The sequence below is a fragment of the Cellulosimicrobium sp. NPDC055967 genome, from assembly GCF_042269845.1.
In the GTDB taxonomy this organism is placed as follows: Bacteria; Actinomycetota; Actinomycetes; order Actinomycetales; family Cellulomonadaceae; genus Cellulosimicrobium.
Genome location: NZ_JBHJYJ010000003.1, coordinates 348,415 through 363,288 on the forward strand (window position 1 = coordinate 348,415; position 14,874 = coordinate 363,288).

13 protein-coding genes are annotated in these 14,874 nt (G+C 77.4%); 8 read left to right on the forward strand and 5 right to left on the reverse strand.

The window, feature by feature from the left end; translation table 11 throughout:
* Window positions 1–31 precede the first annotated feature (31 nt).
* From ACFC2L_RS06400 to ACFC2L_RS06410, 3 genes are all read left to right on the forward strand, one after another.
* Entirely contained in the window at window positions 32–565 is a 534-nt protein-coding gene (locus tag ACFC2L_RS06400; RefSeq protein WP_375823447.1) for a DUF2087 domain-containing protein, read from the forward strand.
* A 62-nt stretch (window positions 566–627) separates the two neighbouring features.
* On the forward strand, window positions 628–1,167 hold the full coding sequence (locus ACFC2L_RS06405) for an aminoacyl-tRNA deacylase (RefSeq protein WP_375823448.1): 540 nt from the start codon (window positions 628–630) through the stop codon (window positions 1,165–1,167).
* A gap of 272 nt (window positions 1,168–1,439) precedes the next feature.
* Window positions 1,440–1,814, forward strand: a complete 375-nt coding sequence (locus ACFC2L_RS06410; protein WP_244286300.1) for an STAS domain-containing protein — start codon at window positions 1,440–1,442, stop codon at window positions 1,812–1,814.
* A 1-nt stretch (window position 1,815) separates the two neighbouring features.
* Here ACFC2L_RS06410 and ACFC2L_RS06415 read toward each other — a convergent pair whose 3' ends face one another.
* A complete protein-coding gene (locus ACFC2L_RS06415; RefSeq protein ID WP_375823449.1) occupies window positions 1,816–2,061 on the reverse strand; it encodes a hypothetical protein in 246 nt (81 codons plus the stop codon).
* 147 nt (window positions 2,062–2,208) lie between these two features.
* Here ACFC2L_RS06415 and ACFC2L_RS06420 point away from each other — a divergent pair, with 147 nt between their 5' ends.
* The 3 genes from ACFC2L_RS06420 (at window position 2,209) to ACFC2L_RS06430 (ending at window position 7,731) form a co-directional block, all read left to right on the forward strand.
* Window positions 2,209–3,519, forward strand: a complete 1,311-nt coding sequence (locus ACFC2L_RS06420; RefSeq protein ID WP_375823450.1) for an exonuclease SbcCD subunit D — start codon at window positions 2,209–2,211, stop codon at window positions 3,517–3,519.
* Complete coding sequence (locus ACFC2L_RS06425; RefSeq protein WP_375823451.1) at window positions 3,519–6,905, forward strand: AAA family ATPase; 3,387 nt, start codon at window positions 3,519–3,521, stop codon at window positions 6,903–6,905. The genes ACFC2L_RS06420 and ACFC2L_RS06425 overlap by 1 nt, the downstream gene beginning before the upstream one ends.
* A 154-nt stretch (window positions 6,906–7,059) precedes the next feature.
* Complete coding sequence (locus tag ACFC2L_RS06430; protein WP_375823452.1) at window positions 7,060–7,731, forward strand: class I SAM-dependent methyltransferase; 672 nt, start codon at window positions 7,060–7,062, stop codon at window positions 7,729–7,731.
* Here ACFC2L_RS06430 and ACFC2L_RS06435 read toward each other — a convergent pair.
* On the reverse strand, window positions 7,685–8,599 hold the full coding sequence (locus ACFC2L_RS06435; RefSeq protein ID WP_375823453.1) for a helix-turn-helix domain-containing protein: 915 nt from the start codon (window positions 8,597–8,599) through the stop codon (window positions 7,685–7,687). The two genes, ACFC2L_RS06430 and ACFC2L_RS06435, sit on opposite strands and share 47 nt — an antisense overlap.
* A gap of 92 nt (window positions 8,600–8,691) precedes the next feature.
* Here ACFC2L_RS06435 and ACFC2L_RS06440 point away from each other — a divergent pair, with 92 nt between their 5' ends.
* Window positions 8,692–9,120 (forward strand): VOC family protein, encoded by a 429-nt coding sequence (locus ACFC2L_RS06440; protein ID WP_375823454.1) that lies wholly within the window; start codon window positions 8,692–8,694, stop codon window positions 9,118–9,120.
* A 164-nt stretch (window positions 9,121–9,284) separates the two neighbouring features.
* Window positions 9,285–9,449, forward strand: a complete 165-nt coding sequence (locus ACFC2L_RS06445) for a hypothetical protein (protein ID WP_157759503.1) — start codon at window positions 9,285–9,287, stop codon at window positions 9,447–9,449.
* A gap of 180 nt (window positions 9,450–9,629) precedes the next feature.
* On the opposite strand, the gene ACFC2L_RS06450 is transcribed toward ACFC2L_RS06445, so the two are convergent.
* From ACFC2L_RS06450 to ACFC2L_RS06460, 3 genes are all read right to left on the reverse strand, one after another.
* Complete coding sequence (locus tag ACFC2L_RS06450) at window positions 9,630–10,451, reverse strand: uracil-DNA glycosylase (protein WP_375823455.1); 822 nt, start codon at window positions 10,449–10,451, stop codon at window positions 9,630–9,632.
* A 113-nt stretch (window positions 10,452–10,564) separates the two neighbouring features.
* Complete coding sequence (locus tag ACFC2L_RS06455) at window positions 10,565–12,058, reverse strand: multidrug effflux MFS transporter (protein ID WP_375823456.1); 1,494 nt, start codon at window positions 12,056–12,058, stop codon at window positions 10,565–10,567.
* A 77-nt stretch (window positions 12,059–12,135) separates the two neighbouring features.
* Window positions 12,136–14,823 carry a tetratricopeptide repeat protein gene (locus ACFC2L_RS06460; RefSeq protein WP_375823457.1) on the reverse strand — a complete coding sequence of 896 codons (2,688 nt, stop codon included), beginning with the start codon at window positions 14,821–14,823 and terminating at the stop codon, window positions 12,136–12,138.
* Between the last annotated feature and the right edge of the window lie 51 nt (window positions 14,824–14,874).

Below are 14,874 nucleotides of genomic sequence, written 5' to 3' on the forward strand. Positions count from 1 at the left end.
TCTGGACGCCGGGGGTGTCTAGGGTCGGGGGGTGGATGTCGAGGAGGCCGGTGCGGTGCCGCCGGACAACGCGTGGAAGCAGGTCGTCGCGTCGCTCGCGGACGCGGGACGGCTGGGGGTGCTCGCGCGCGTCGTGACGGAGCGACCGGCGGAGGCCGTGCTCTCGACCGACGAGCGGCGGCGGCTCGCACCGCTCCTCGCGGCCGGGGTGGTCGTGCGCGACGAGACCGGGTTCCTGCGTGCCGCGCCGGAGCGGTTCGCGGCGCTGCTCGCGTCGGTCCCCACGCCTCGCCCGACGGGCCACGAGCGGTTCCTCGTCGACGGCCGCCTGCTGCGCTCGCCCAAGCGGCAGCGGGACCGCGAGCTCGTCGTGCGGTACCTGGCGGCGCAGGTGCTGCCGCTGGAGGAGCCCGTCACCGAGCTCACGCTGACCAAGCGGCTCGCGGCCCGCGCGGCGGACCCCGTGTCGCTGCGGCGCGCGATGGTCGACGCCGGCCTCGTGCACCGCACGCGCGACGGCGCGGAGTACTGGCGCACGGTCGTCACGGAGTTCGACGACGTCTGACGTGCGGGAGCCCGGGTCGCACGGCGGGGTGGGCGTCGGACGCGGCGGTTAGTGTCGGTGCCATGAGCAGCGAGCGCGCCCTGGCGGCGCTGGAGGCGTCGGGCATCGACTACACCGTCACGCGGCACGGCCGGGTGGGGTCGCTCGAGGAGGCCGCCGCGGCCCGTGGCGTGGACCCGTCGCGCGTCCTCAAGACGATCGTCGTGCGGCGCGCGGAGGACGACTACCTGTTCGTGCTCGTCCCCGGCGACCGCCAGATCTCGTGGCCCAAGCTGCGCTCGCTCCTCGGGGTCTCGCGCCTGTCGATGCCGGACAAGGAGGTCGCGCGCGACGTCACGGGCTACGAGCGCGGCACGATCACCCCGTTCGGCTCGATGCACCCGTGGCCCGTGGTCGCGGACGTCCGGGTCGTGGCCGGGCCGGGGGAGGGCGACGACGTCGACGTCGCGGGCGACGCCGACGGGCAGGGCACGGGGTCCGACGCCGCGGCGCGTCTCGTCTCGATCGGCGGGGGCGCGCACGGCGTCGCCGCGACGGTGGACGGGCAGGCGCTCGTCGGCGCGCTGGGCGCGCAGGTCGCGGACGTCACCGAGCCCCTGTAGGGCGTCCGACCGGCCGCGGCGCGGCGGTTGTGTGGGTTCGGAGAAAGGTCGAGGACCACCCCCGCGGGGGCTGGTGCGCGCAGCGCGTCGGGTGCAGACTCGTCCTGCTCCGGTCACGGTCGTCCGGCGCGGCCCGTCGCCCGACGGCGGCGCGCACGACCGGACGGAGCCTCGCGGGGGCGCGCGGGGAACAGGCCGCCACCACCGGACGTTGTCCGGAGGGGCGGCCGACAGCACGCAGGACGACTCGAGAGAGACGGTGAGCGGGAACCGTGGACACAGGCAGCGCGATCGACCGGACGAGCGGGATCGTCTACGCCCCGGCGGACGGCGGCGTGGTCGTGACGATGTGGGGAGAGATCGACGCGGCGCTGCGCGACCGCGCGAGCGAGGCGATGTCCTACGTGCTGGACACGCGAGGTCGCGTCGTGGTCGACGTCGCCGACGTGACCTTCATCGACTCGTCGGGCATCGCGTTCATCATCCAGCTCTACATGCTCGGTGAGGAGGACGGTCGGGACGTGGTGCTCCGCGACCCGTCGACCAGCATCGTCGAGCTGCTCGACATGATCGGCATGGGTGGCCGCATCCCCGTGGAGCGCAGCGGCGCGACGACCGGCCCCATCGAGGTCGTCGGAGCGGTCTGACTCAGGCCGAGCCGTACGGCGGGTCGTCGTCGCGGGGCGGCGGCGCGTCCTGGGTGCCGGGACGGCCGGAGCCGTGCGGCGGGTTCTGCACCGGGAGCTTCTGGCGCAGCGCCGCCCAGTAGAGCCCGGTGAGCATGCCGCCGACGACGGCGATCGGCACGAGCGCGTCCTTGAACCACAGCGCGGAACAGGCCAGGAGCGCCCCGTACACCATCGGGACCGCGAGGTCGAGCGTGCGTCGGTCCATGGGTCCTCCGTCGGTGGGGCGCCCGTGCGGGCGCCGTGTCGCTCGACCCTACCGGTGAGCGCGTCCGCGTCCCGGTGCCCCGCCGCAGGTCGGACCGCACCGCCGTCGGTCCTTCGGCCTGTGGGACGTGGTCGGTACGGTGCGGTCATGCGCATCCTGCACACGTCCGACTGGCACCTCGGGCGCACGCTGCACGGGGTCGACCTGCTGGAGCACCAGGCCGCGCACCTCGACCACCTCGTCGAGCTGACCCGCACGGAGGACGTCGACGCCGTCGTCGTGGCGGGTGACGTGTACGACCGCGCCATCCCGCCGGTCGACGCGGTCTCGCTCCTGTCCGACACCCTGACGCGGCTCGCGGAGCACGCGCACGTCGTCGTCACGCCGGGGAACCACGACTCCGCGGTCCGGCTCGGGTTCGGGGACCGCGTGATGCGCCCGGGCGTGCACCTGCGCGCGCGGCTGTCCGACGTCGGGACGCCCGTCGTCCTCGCGCCGCACCCCGGGCCGCGGGGGCGGGCGGCCGAGGGCGACGCCCCGCTGCTGGTCTACGCGCTGCCGTACCTCGACCCGGACACGGCGCGCCACGCCCTGGCCGAGGACGACGACGCCGGGCACGGGCGCCCCGACCGGAGCGTCGGTGGCGCCGCGCGGAGGCCACTCGCCCGGTCGCACGAGGCCGTCATGGCCGCGGCGATGCGGCGCGTGGGGGCCGACCTCGCCCGCCGCCGCGTGCAGCACCCGGCCGCCCGGGCCGTCGTCGTCGGCCACGCGTTCGTGGTCGGCGGGCTCGCGTCGGAGTCCGAGCGGGACATCCGCGTGGGCGGCGTCGACGCCGTGCCCGCGGCCGCGTTCGGGGGCTGGGGGGTCGACTACGTCGCGCTCGGGCACCTCCATGGGCCGCAGCGCGTGACCGTGCCCGACGTTTCACGTGAAACCGCAGGTCACGGCAGCCGGTCGGCGACGGTCGCGCGCTACTCGGGATCTCCGCTCGCGTTCTCCTTCTCGGAGCTGCACCAGCGCAAGTCCACGGCGCTCGTCGACCTGGACCGGCTGGCGGGTGCCACCGGCGGCGACCCGGACGCGGCGGTCGACCTCGTCCCCGCGCCCGTGCCGCGGCGGCTCGCCGAGGTCACGGGGACGCTCGACGACCTGCTCGGGGAGGCGGGCGAGCCGCACGTGGACGACTGGCTGCGCGTCGTCGTGACGGACGCGGTGCGCCCCGCGGAGCTCTACGCGCGCGTCCGGGGACGCTTCCCGCACGCGCTCCAGGTGACCCACCGCCCGCCGCGCCCCGCCGAGCGGGAGGTCGTGACCGCCGTCGGGCCGGGGCGGGACCCGCTCGACGTCGCGCGGGACTTCGTCGAGCACGTCGCGGGCCACGCGCCGAGCGACGCGGAGGTCGCCGTGCTGCGCGAGGCGTTCGAGCTCGCGCTGGCGGAGGAGCGGAGCGCCTGATGCACCTGCACTCGTTGACCTTCCAGGCGATCGGGCCGTTCGCGGGCCTCCACCACGTCGACCTCGCGTCCCTCGGCGCGTCCGGGATCTACCTCCTCGACGGGCCCACGGGCGCGGGCAAGTCGACGGTCATCGACGCGATCGTCTTCGCGCTGTACGGCAAGGTCGCCTCCGAGGCCGCGAGCGACGACCGCCTCCGTTCGGCGTTCGCGGCGCCCGACGTCGAGTCGTTCGTCGACCTCGTGCTGGAGGTCCCGTCGGGCGTGTACCGCGTGCGCCGGACGCCCGAGTACCGCCGGCCCAAGAAGCGCGGCACCGGCACGACGACCCAGCAGGCCTCGGTGCGGCTCTGGCGGCTGGCGGGCGTCCCGTCCCCGGAAGCCTTCGCAGGGGTCGACGGCCCGCCGGGCGAGCTGCTCTCGGCGCGGCTCGACGAGGCCGGGGAGGAGATCCGCCGGATCGTCGGGCTCGACCGGCGCCAGCTCGTGCAGACCGTCGTGCTGCCGCAGGGCGAGTTCGCGACGTTCCTGCGCGCGAAGCCCGAGGACCGGGCCGTGCTGCTGCAGAAGGTCTTCGGCACCGAGCTCTACCACCGCGCGGCGGTGCGGCTCGCCGAGCTCGCGCGCACGGCGCGGGCACGGTCGGACGGCGCGCGACAGGGCGTGCGCGGCGCGGTCGAGCGGTTCACCGGGGCGGCGGGGCTCGTGCCCGACGACGCCCGGCGCCTGCGCGAGGCCGCGCAGGACGACGCGCGGCTGCGGCGGGCCGACGAGGCCGACCTCGCCCGGGCCGTGGCGGACCTGGCGCGGACCGAGGCGGACGGGTCCGCGAGCGTCGACGCCGCGGAAGCCGCGGGAGCCGCGCACGCCGCGGACACCGCGGACACCGCGGACACCGCGGACACCGCGGACACCGCTTTGTCGTCCCCGTCCGCGCTCGACGACGGACGGGTCGCGGACGGGGAGTCCCTCCTGCCCGCGGCGGCGAACGGGGAGACGGTGGCCCCGGCCCCGGCCCCGGCCCCGGCCCCGGCCCCGGCCCCGGCCGCGGGCGTGCACGCGCTCGCCCTCGCGCGGGTCGCGGGGCTGGAGGCTGAGGCGGAGGCGCTGGCCGAGCGCGAGCTCGCGACCAACGCGACGCTCGTCGCGGCTCGCGACCGGCTCGACGCCGAGCGGGCGCTCGCCGACGCGGTGGAGCGCGTCGCGCGGTTGCGCGTCGAGGAGGCGCGGCTCGCGGAGGAGGAACCACGGGTCGCCGACGACCGACGTCGCGTCGACGCCGCGACCCAGGCCGCCGTCGTCGCCCCCGCGGCGCAGGGCCTCGTCCGCGCGGAGCAGCTCCTCACCGCCGCGCACGACCGGCTCGCGCTCGCCCGGACGGGCGCGCCCGCGACCCTCGCCGACGCCGACCCGACGACGCTCGAGGCGCTGCGCGCCGACGTCGCGACGGCTGGGGTGCGTGTGACCCGGCTGCTCCCCGTGGGTGCCTCGCTCCCGGCCCGGGACCAGGAGGTCGCGGACGGACGCAAGGACGTCGTGCAGGCCGCCGAGGAGCGAGCGCGCACGCTCGACGAGCTCGCCGCGCGGCCGGCGCACCGCGAGGAGCTGCGCCTGCGGCTGACGTCGCTCGCGGAGAGGGCCGGGACGCTCGGTGCCCTGCAGGAGCAGGCGCTGCGTGCACGTGCGGTCGAGGAGGCGGCCCGACAGGCGGCGGCGCTCGCGGGGGAGGAGGAGGCGGCCCGGGCCGCGCGGACGCGAGCCGCGACGGTCGCGCGCGCCGCCGTCGAGCAGGAGGCGCGGGTCCGAGCGGCCCGCATCGCCGGCCTCGCGGGCGAGCTCGCCGCGGGCCTCGTCGAGGAGTCACCGTGCCCGGTGTGCGGCGGGACGGACCACCCGGCCCCGGCACCGCTCGCGGACGACCACCCCACGGCGCAGGACGTCGAGGACGCGGAGCGCGGCCGGGCCGAGGCGGAGCAGGCGCTGCACGACGCCTCCGCCCGCGCGGGGGTGCTCGCGGAGCGGCTGACGGCGCGCCGTCGGGACGCCGAGGGGCTGACGCCGCACGAGGCGGCGGAGCGGGTCGCGGAGGTCGACGCGCTCGTCGCGGGCGCGCGAGCGGCGGCCTGCGAGCGCGCGGACGCGGAGCGGGAGCTCGACGCCCTCGACGCCGGCACGGCCGCGCTCCAGGAGCGTGCCGCCGCGCTCGCGGAGGGGATCGCCGGCACGACGGCCCGCCTCGAGGAGCTCGAGGCGGCGCTCGACACCGACCGGGCGGAGATCCGCGCGGAGGTCGCTGCGGCCGGACCGCTGGTGGAGCTGGCCGACCTGCCCGACGCCCTCGCCGACGAGGGCGGGACCCGCAACCCGGTCGCCGTGCTCGCCGCGGCGCTCGAGGAGAGGCTCCGCACGATCGACGCCCTCGCCGACGCGAGCGCCGCGGTCGCCGCCGCGGCACGGGCCGTCGAGGAGCGCACGGCCGAGCTGAGCGCGATCGTCGACCGGTCGGGGTTCGCGGACGCCGCGGACGCCCTCGCCGCCGTGCTCGACGAGCCGGACCGGCGGGCGCTCGCGCGCCGCGTCGCCGAGCACGAGGCGGCGTGCGCCGCCACGGCCGCGGCGCTCGCCGACCCCGCCCTCACGGACCTCGCCGCGGACCTCTCCGCGGACGCAGAGCCCGACGTCGCCGCGGCGCGGGCGGCCGTCGCGGAGGCCGAGGCGACGGCCCGGGCCGCGGGTCGTCGGCACGAGCTCGTCGCCCGTCAGGCACAGGCTGCGCGCGTCGCCGCGGAGGGGATCGGGACGGCGGCGGACGACTGGGCCCGGGCACGGGCCGCCGCCGAGCCGGTCGCGCGCATGGCCGCGCTGGCGTCCGGCTCCGGGGACAACGCCCACGCGCTCACCCTCGCGACGTTCGTCCTCGTCCAGCGGTTCGAGGACGTCGTCGCCGCCGCGAACGAGCGCCTCGCCGAGATGTCGTCGGGCCGGTACGAGCTCGTGCGCAGCGAGACGCGCGAGGACGTGCGCGCGCACAAGCGCGGGCTCGCGATGAAGGTCCTCGACCACGTCACCGAGCGCGAGCGCGACCCGCGCACGTTGTCGGGCGGCGAGACGTTCTACGTGTCCCTGTGCCTGGCCCTGGGTCTCGCGGACGTCGTCACGGCGGAGGCGGGCGGCGTCGAGCTCGGGACGCTCTTCGTCGACGAGGGGTTCGGCAGCCTGGACCCCGAGACGCTCGAGGCCGTCCTCGCCGCCCTCGGGCGGCTCCGGGCGGGCGGGCGCGTCGTCGGCGTCGTGTCCCACGTGGAGGCGCTCAAGCAGTCCATCGCGGAACGCATCGAGGTGCGGCGCGTGCCCGGAGGCGGGAGCACGCTCACCGTGCGAGCGTGAGGACGGCGGTGCCGGCCCGGGACGCCGGCCGGGGACGCCGAGGGCACGACGTCGGCCGGGGACGCCGAGGGCACGACGTCGGCCGGCCGCGCCGACGACCGGTCGACGCTGCCGGGTGCAACGGACCGCCCACGGGCGGCGAGGGGTGGTGCGGATGGCAGGACCGACCGGGCGCGACGGCGCGGTGACCCCGCGCGCCGCCCGGCTGCGGCGGCGCTGGGACCGCGAGGCGGGCGCCTACGACCGCGGCATGGCCGTCGCCGAGCGCCGCTTCTTCCCGGACGTCCGTCCCCGGGCGTGCGGGCTCGCGACGGGCGAGACGCTGGAGATCGCTATCGGCACGGGCCTCAACCTCGTGCACTACCCCGCGCACGTGCTCGACGGCCGTCTGGTGGGTGTCGAGTGGAGCCCGGGGATGCTCGCGCTCGCGCGGCGCCGGGCGGCGGAGCAGGGGATCGACGCTGACCTCCGGCTGGGTGACGCGCAGCGGCTCGACCTGCCCGACGACGCCTACGACACCGTGGTCTGCACGTTCTCGCTCTGCGCGATCCCCGACCACCGTGCCGCGCTCGCGGAGATGCTCCGCGTGCTGCGGCCCGGCGGCCTGCTCGTCCTCGCCGACCACGTCGAGTCGACGTCGTGGTCGCTCCGCGCGCTCCAGGCGACGGCCGACGTCGTGAGCGTCCCGCTCGCCGGGGAGCACTTCCGCCGCCGCCCGTTGCGCTGGGTGCTCGACGCGGGGCTCACCGTCGAGCGGCACGAGCGCACGCGGGCGGGCGTCATCGAGTGGTTCGCGGCGCGCAGACCCGGTCCACGAGCTCCGTGACCGCCGCGCGCACGGGGTGTGGCGGCGCGCCGCCGTCGAGCGCGAGCGCCGCACGGTCGAAGGCCGCGGAGAGCAGGAGCGTCAGCGCGTCGAGGCGGTCGTCGTGCGCGACGTCGTCCCCGACGCGCGGCGACGTCGGCAGGTTCCTCCCCGCGCGCTGAGAGCCGCCGTCGCGCCCCCGGCCGGTGCGGGCTTCGTCGTCGGTCGCGGCGCCGTCGGGCGTGTCGTCGGGCGCGGTGATGTGGGGAGCGGGGTCGTCGGGTGCGGTGACGTGGGGAGCGGCGTCGTCGGGCGGGGTGTCGATCGCGGCGGCGAGCCCGACGCGCAGCGTGCGACGGGCGTGGCGCGCGTCGAGCGCGTCGGCCTCGGCGGCGCCGAGCACGGCCGGGGCGTCGACGAGCAGCAGGCGCGTCCGGCCGGGGACCGCCATCGCGTCGAGGTAGGCCCGCGCGCCCTCGACGAGCATCCCGCGGGCGTTGGGTGCGTCGGGTGCGTCGGGTGACTCGGGGACCCCGGGCGCTCCGGGCGCGCGTCGCGAGCGGGGGCCGGGGGGTGCGTCGCTCGTGCGAGGTGCCGTCCGGGTGTCGCCCGCGGCCGCGGTCTCGTGCGCGCTGCCGAGCGGGCCGGTCCGCGCCTCGATCTCGCGTGCGACGGCCTCCGCCTCGGCCTCGACGACCGCCCGGAACAGGTCTCGCTTGTCCGCGTAGTGGTGGTACAGCGCGCCGCGCGTGACGTGCGCGGCCGCGGCGATCTGCGGCGTCGACGCCTCCGCGTACCCGGGGTCGACGAACAGCTCGCGCGCCGCTGCGACGAGGGCGGTCCGGGTCGCGAGGGTGCGCTCGGCGTTGGTGCGACGGGTCTCTTGCATACCGACAGACTGTAGGTCATTCTTAGATACATACAGCCTGTTTGTTTGTTCTCTCGGGCGGCCGCCCGCCCATCACCAGGAGGAGAAGACGCGTGCGCATCACGAGCTGGTACCCGGTGATCATGACCGGAGACGTCGCGGCGACCGCGGCGTTCTACGTCGAGCACCTCGACCTCCGGCCGCTCTTCACGAGCGACTGGTACGTGCACCTGCAGTCCGTGCACGACGACGCGGTGAACCTCGCCGTGCTGGACGGCGACCACGAGACGATCCCCGAGAGCGGGCGGGGGAGGGCGAACGGGCTCCTGCTCAACCTGGAGGTCGAGGACGTCGACGCCGTCCACGACCGGTTCGTCGCGGCGCGCCTGCCGATCCTGCGCTCGCTGCGCGACGAGGCGTTCGGCCAGCGGCACTTCATCACGGCCGACCCGAACGGCGTCCTCCTCGACGTCATCACCCCGATCCCGCCGACGGGCGAGTTCGTCGAGCAGTACGAGGAGTCCGCCCTCCCGACGGCGTGAGCGGACCGGACGGGCGCGGCGGCGGGTGTCACGAACCCGGACCGCGTCCGTCCCTCCTACGGGGGCAGGGCGACGACCGACCGCGGTCGTCGCGCGTCATCACCGGGACCGTCGCGACCGCGGCGTGGTGGACCGCCGCCCGGTGCCGTCGAAGGAGAGCAGCAATGTCAGCAGCATCGTCCCCGCTCGAGCGCGAGCTGCGGCGCATGGAGGTCATCGCGCGCCGCGAGCAGCTCCGGCTCGTGGGTCGCGTCCTGCCCCGCGTGGCCGAGCGTCGCCGCTGGGCGGACGCGCCGCGACGTCAGTCCCCGACGACCGCGACCCGGTAGACGACCCCGTCGGGCGCACGTCGGCCGAGCGCCGCGCCCGAGGCCCAGCGTCGTACCCGCGGCCGAGAGCTGCGTCTGCGGCCGCGCGTCGTACCCGCCGCCGAGCGCTGCGTCTGCGGCCGAGCGCTGCACGTCCGGGTGGATCCCTCGCCCCGGAGCGCATCTCTCGGCGCCGGGGGCTCAGCCCGGTGCGCCCAGGCCGGCGAGGGTGCGCGCGCGGAGGAGCACGTCGTCGAGCATCTGCGGCGTGAGCCGCCCGGTGAACGTGTTCTGCTGGCTCACGTGGAAGCACCCCAGGAGGGTGAGGGTCGGCGCAGGGGCCGCCTGCCCGACGTCGGGCACCGCGCTCGCGGGACGTCCCGCCGCGGCGCCGGCCGGCGCGGGTTCGCGCCGGCGCAGCGTCACCTCCGCACCGTGCGCGAACCGTGGCCGGGGCCGGGGGACGTCCCAGCCCTGCTCCGCGAGCGTGGACAGGAGCGCCTGCCACCCGAAGCCACCGAGCACGACCGCGACGCGCACGGTCGCGCCGAGCAGCTCGACCTCGCGCGCGAGGTACGGCCCGCACCGGCGGCGTTCCTCGGGCGTCGGCTTGTTGTCGGGCGGGGCGCACCGCACCGGGGCGGTGACGCGGATCCCGGTGAGGCGCAGCCCGTCGTCGGCGGTCACGGACGTCGCCTGGTTGGCCAGGCCCGTGCGGTGCATGGACGCGAAGAGGAAGTCGCCGCTGCGGTCGCCCGTGAACATGCGGCCCGTGCGGTTGGCCCCGTGCGCCGCGGGCGCGAGCCCGACGACGAGGATCCCCGCGCGCTCGTCGCCGAACCCGGGCACGGGTCGGGCCCAGTAGTCGTCCTCGCGGAACGACGCGCGCTTGACGTCGGCGACGTGCTCGCGCCACGCGACGAGCCGCGGGCAGGCCCGGCACTCGACGAGGTGCGCGTCGAGCGCCGCGAGCGTCGGCGCGCCGCGCGCGCCGAGCGGATAGTCGGGTTCGTCGGGCGTCACCCACCCATTCTCCGCGCCGAGCACGACGTTGTTGTCGTTATCCGCCGGACAACGACAGCAACGTCGTGCTCGACGGCGCGTGGTGTCGTTCTCGGCGCCGGGGGAGCGCCGGGTCAGGCGCCCCGGTCGGCGAGCACCGTGGCCTCGGCGAGCGCCGCGGCGTCGGCGAGCGCCGCGGCGTCGTCGGGGACGTCGACGGCCGCCCGGTGCCCGGTCTGGTCGACGGCGCCCGCGGCAGGGGGTCCGCCGGTCGGCCCGTCGGTGGTGGTCGTGCTGCCGACCTCCGCCGCGTCCCGGGTGCCGAGGGCGTCCGCCGCGTCGTCCGGGACGGGCGCGCCGAACGTGTGCCGCAGGCCGAGCAGGACGACCCCCGCGACGACGACGACACCGAACATCACGGCGGCCATCGTCACGGGCGGCGACCCGCCGAGCAGCCCGGTCACCGGCGCGACGACCGCGCCGACGCCGAACTGGAACGCCCCGATGAGCGCCGCCGCGCTCCCGGCGCGGTGCGCGTTGCGCTCGAGCGCGATGGCGGGGACGGACGGCATGACGAAGCCCGCGGTGCCGAGCGTGAGGACGATGAGCGGGACGAGCCACGCGAGCCCGCCGCCGGCGAGCGCCGCGACGAGCAGGCCGCCCGAGAGGACGAAGCCCGCGGCGACCGCGCCCTGGAGGATGCGCTCGGGCGCCACGCGGCCCACGAGCGCGCCGTTGATCTGGCTGCCCGCGGTCACCGACACCGCGCCGACGCCGAACACGATCGCGTACTGCTGCGCGGACATGCCGAAGAAGTCCTGGAACACGAACGTCGACGCGGAGATGTAGGTGAACATCGCCGCCATGTAGAAGCCCGCAATGAGCGCGAGCCCGATGAACGACCAGTCCGTGAGGAGCGATCCGTACGAGCGCAGGGCGGCGACGGTCCCGCCCGAGCGCCGGCGCTCCGCGGGCAGGGTCTCGCGCAGGCGGAGCAGCACGAGCACGAACAGCACCGCCCCGACGACGGCAAGCGCGACGAACATGCCGCGCCACGAGCCGAGCCGCAGGAACTGGGCGCCGATGGTCGGGGCGAGGATCGGCGCGACGCCCACGACGAGCATGAGCCGCGCGATGACCTTGCCGATCTGGTAGCCCTCGAACGAGTCGCGCACGATCGCCATGGAGAGCACCATCCCGGCGGCCGCGGCGAGGCCCTGGACGAACCGCAGGCCGGTGAGCGCGGCGACGGACCCGGCGAACACGATCCCCGCGGACGCGGCGACGTACACCGCGAGGGAGACCAGCAGGGGTGCGCGGCGCCCGATCGCGTCGGAGACCGACCCGATGAGGAGCTGGCCGAGCGCGAGCCCCGCGAGGGTCGCGGTGAGCGTGAGCTGGACGCGGGACTCGGTCGTGCCGAGCTCGTCGACGATGCGCGGGAAGGCGGAGAGGTACAGGTCGATCGTCAGCGGACCGATCGCGGTGAGCGCGGAGAGGAGCAGGACGAGGCCCGCGCTGATGCGCCCGGGTCGGGCGGGAGCGGCGGGGCTCGTGGAGGGTCCGGTGCCCGGCTGGGCGGCGACAGGCGCGGTCGGCGCCGGGGTCGCGGGTGGGGTGGAGGCCATGACAGCGGCAACCGCGGGCGGGGCGCCACATGTTCCCGGACGCCGTACGCGATCGGATGCTGAGACGGCGGGCGGCCTCAGGCGGGGCCGGGAACCCCGCTGTCCCCGCCCCCGTGCCCGGCGGCTGCCAGCCCGCGCCGCGCACGGGCCTCCTCGGCGGCGTCGTCGAGCTCGACGGCGAGCGCGCGGGCCGCGTCGTGCAGGTCCGCCGCGCGATGGGCGTCCCCCGCGGCGAGCACGGCCTCCCCGAGCGCGTTGAGCGCCTCCGCCTCGACGAGTCGTGCGCGCACGCGTCGCGCCAGGTCGACCGCTGCCTCGCCCGCCGCGACCGCCTCGGCGACGGAGCCCGCGGCGAGCAGCGCGGTCGTGAGGGCGCTGCGGGCCTCGGCCTCGGCGTCGGGGTCCCCGAGCGCGACGGCGGCCCCCACCGCGGCCCGCAGCTCCGCGACGCCGGCCCCGGTCTCGCCGGAGCCCACGAGGAGTCGTCCCACGTGCACCCGGGCGCGCGTCGCGAGCCCTGCGTCGCCGAGCGACGTCGCGCTGGCGAGCGCGTCGCGGTGCTGCGCGAGCGCGCGGTCGAGGCTGCCCTCGGCCTCGGAGAGGATCGCGGCGTTGCTCGACACGATGGCGACGTTGAGGACGTCGCCCACGCGCCGCGACAGCGCGAGCGCCCGCTCGTAGCCGGCACGCGCGTCGTCGTGCCGCCTGAGGATCCGGTGCACGTCCGCGAGGTTCCCGACGGCGCGACCCTCGCTGACCGGGTCGCCCGCGGTCCGCGCACCGGCCGCCGCGTCGCGGTACGCGGTCTCGGCCTCGTCGAGGCGACCGAGCCGCTTGTACACGTTGCCGACGCGGTTGAGCGTCTGGCCGGGGCGCGGGTCGTCGCCGCGCTCGAGCGAGCGGACGAGCTGGGCGAGCGCCTCGTCGTACCGGCCCAGCCGTTCGAGCGCTCGCCCGAGGTCCCGCCCGGCCTGCGACCGTCCGGAGGGCCGCCCGTGCTCGACTGCCGCCATGTGCACCGCGACCGCGTCGTCCCAGCGGCCCGCGGAGTCGAGGTAGGGCGCGAGGAGGGCCGAGAGCTCGGTCACGACGTCGGCGAGCTCGTGCTCCGCGGCGAGCGCCGACGTCGCGACGAGCAGGTCACGGTGGGCGTCGAGCCACGCGAGCGCGACGTCGGTCGTGCGCGCGGCCGCCGCGTCCCCCGGCCCGGCCGAGTCCGACCCGGCCGAGTCCGACCCGTTCGCCCCTGGCCCGGTCGAGCCCGGCCCGGCCGTGCGCACGGGTGCGTCGTGGTGGGGCGACGTCGCGCGCACGGCGGGCCGGGCGGCGTCGAGCAGCCGGGCGGCGAGCCGCGCGACGGCGGTGGCCCGCGCGGAGAACGGGTCGTCGGACCGGGCGAGGTCGGCGGCGAGGGTGCGGACGGCGTCGGGCACGACGACCTCGCCGTGCGGCCCGTGCGTCACGAGGTGCGCGCGCTCCAGCGCGGCGAGCGTGTCGTGGCTCTCGCTCGTCGAGACGCCGAGGAGCACGGCGACCCAGGCAGCGGCGAGCGGCACCGGGACGAGGGCGAGGAGGCGCAGGGCGCGGGCGTGGTCGGCGGGGAGGCCGCGGTGCGCCGCGGCGAGCGCCGGGTGCAGGGTCGGTCCGGGCAGCTCCTCGACCCGGCGGGCGTGGTCGGCGAGCGACCAGCCGGGCCGCGCACGGACGTCGTCGGCGACGCGCACCAGCGCCGCGGGGAGGCCCCCGCACGCGCGAACCAGTCGGGTCGAGGCCTCCGGCTCCGCGGCCACGCGGTCCGCGCCGACGACCGACCCGAGGAGCGCGAGCGCGGCGTCCTCGAGTAGTGGGTCCAGGATCGTGCCGATCGCGCCGGGAAGGTCGAGCACGCGGTGCGCCGTGACCACGACGCGCGCCGTGGTCGGCAGGTGCGCGACGACGTCCGCGACCTGCGCGGCGTCGGTCGCGTCGTCGAGGACGACGGTCGTGCGACGCCCGCCGAGCGTGGTCGCGAGGCGTGCGGCGAGGGCGGGGAGGCTGCGCGCGTCCGCCGCGGGCGGCGGCGCGCCGAGCGCCTGGAGCAGCGCGTCGAGCACGACGGCGGCCGAGGACGCCGCGCCGCCCGGTTCCCCGTGCACGTCGACCTGCACGACCACGTCCGCCGGGACCTCGCGCGCGACGGCGAGCGCGACGCTCGTCGTCCCCGTCCCGGCGAGACCCGTGACGGTCACGACGCGCGGTGCGGCGCTGCCGGGCGCGTCCTCGTCCGGTGGCTCCGCGAGCACCGCGACCAGCCGGGCGACCTCGCCGTCCCGGCCGACGAGCGCACGGTCGGGCGCGACCGACCCCCGTCGCGCGACCGGCCCCCGCCGCACGGTCGGCGCCGCGGTGAGCGGTCGGTCTGCGGCGCGCGGCCCGGTGCGCGCCGCCGCGTCCACGGCGGTGCCCTGCGCGGAGGCGGCCTGCGCAGCCGTCCGGTACGCCGCGCGCCACCCGGCGGGACGCGCGTCGCCGAGGGCCTGCGCGACGTCGGCGAGGAGGTCGACGTCGAGCCGCGAGCGACCGTCCCGGAGGACGTCGTAGACGGTCACGCGGCCGGGGCGCGACTCCGCGGCGGGCACTCCCCGCGCGGTGCGGAGCGCGCCGACGCGCCGTGCGATCTCCGTGTACGAGGGGTCGCCGGCCCAGGCGCGCAGCGCCCGCAGACGGGTCGCGAGCTCGTCCACCGACCCGGCGCCCACGGGGGACGGCGGCGGGTCGAGGGGCACCGCGCCAGGCCAGCGACGGCCACCGACCGGCGCCCGACGTGACCGCGCCGC

What these genes read in the sequence shown, in the direction of transcription:
- ACFC2L_RS06425 (WP_375823451.1), top strand. Translation starts at nt 3,519, where the DNA reads ATGCACCTGCACTCGTTGACCTTCCAGGCGATCGGGCCGTTCGCGGGC.
- ACFC2L_RS06405 (WP_375823448.1), top strand. Translation starts at nt 628, where the DNA reads ATGAGCAGCGAGCGCGCCCTGGCGGCGCTGGAGGCGTCGGGCATCGAC.
- ACFC2L_RS06420 (WP_375823450.1), top strand. Translation starts at nt 2,209, where the DNA reads ATGCGCATCCTGCACACGTCCGACTGGCACCTCGGGCGCACGCTGCAC.
- ACFC2L_RS06455 (WP_375823456.1), bottom strand. Translation starts at nt 12,058, where the DNA reads ATGGCCTCCACCCCACCCGCGACCCCGGCGCCGACCGCGCCTGTCGCC.
- ACFC2L_RS06445 (WP_157759503.1), top strand. Translation starts at nt 9,285, where the DNA reads ATGTCAGCAGCATCGTCCCCGCTCGAGCGCGAGCTGCGGCGCATGGAG.
- ACFC2L_RS06415 (WP_375823449.1), bottom strand. Translation starts at nt 2,061, where the DNA reads ATGGACCGACGCACGCTCGACCTCGCGGTCCCGATGGTGTACGGGGCG.
- ACFC2L_RS06430 (WP_375823452.1), top strand. Translation starts at nt 7,060, where the DNA reads ATGGCAGGACCGACCGGGCGCGACGGCGCGGTGACCCCGCGCGCCGCC.
- ACFC2L_RS06435 (WP_375823453.1), bottom strand. Translation starts at nt 8,599, where the DNA reads ATGCAAGAGACCCGTCGCACCAACGCCGAGCGCACCCTCGCGACCCGG.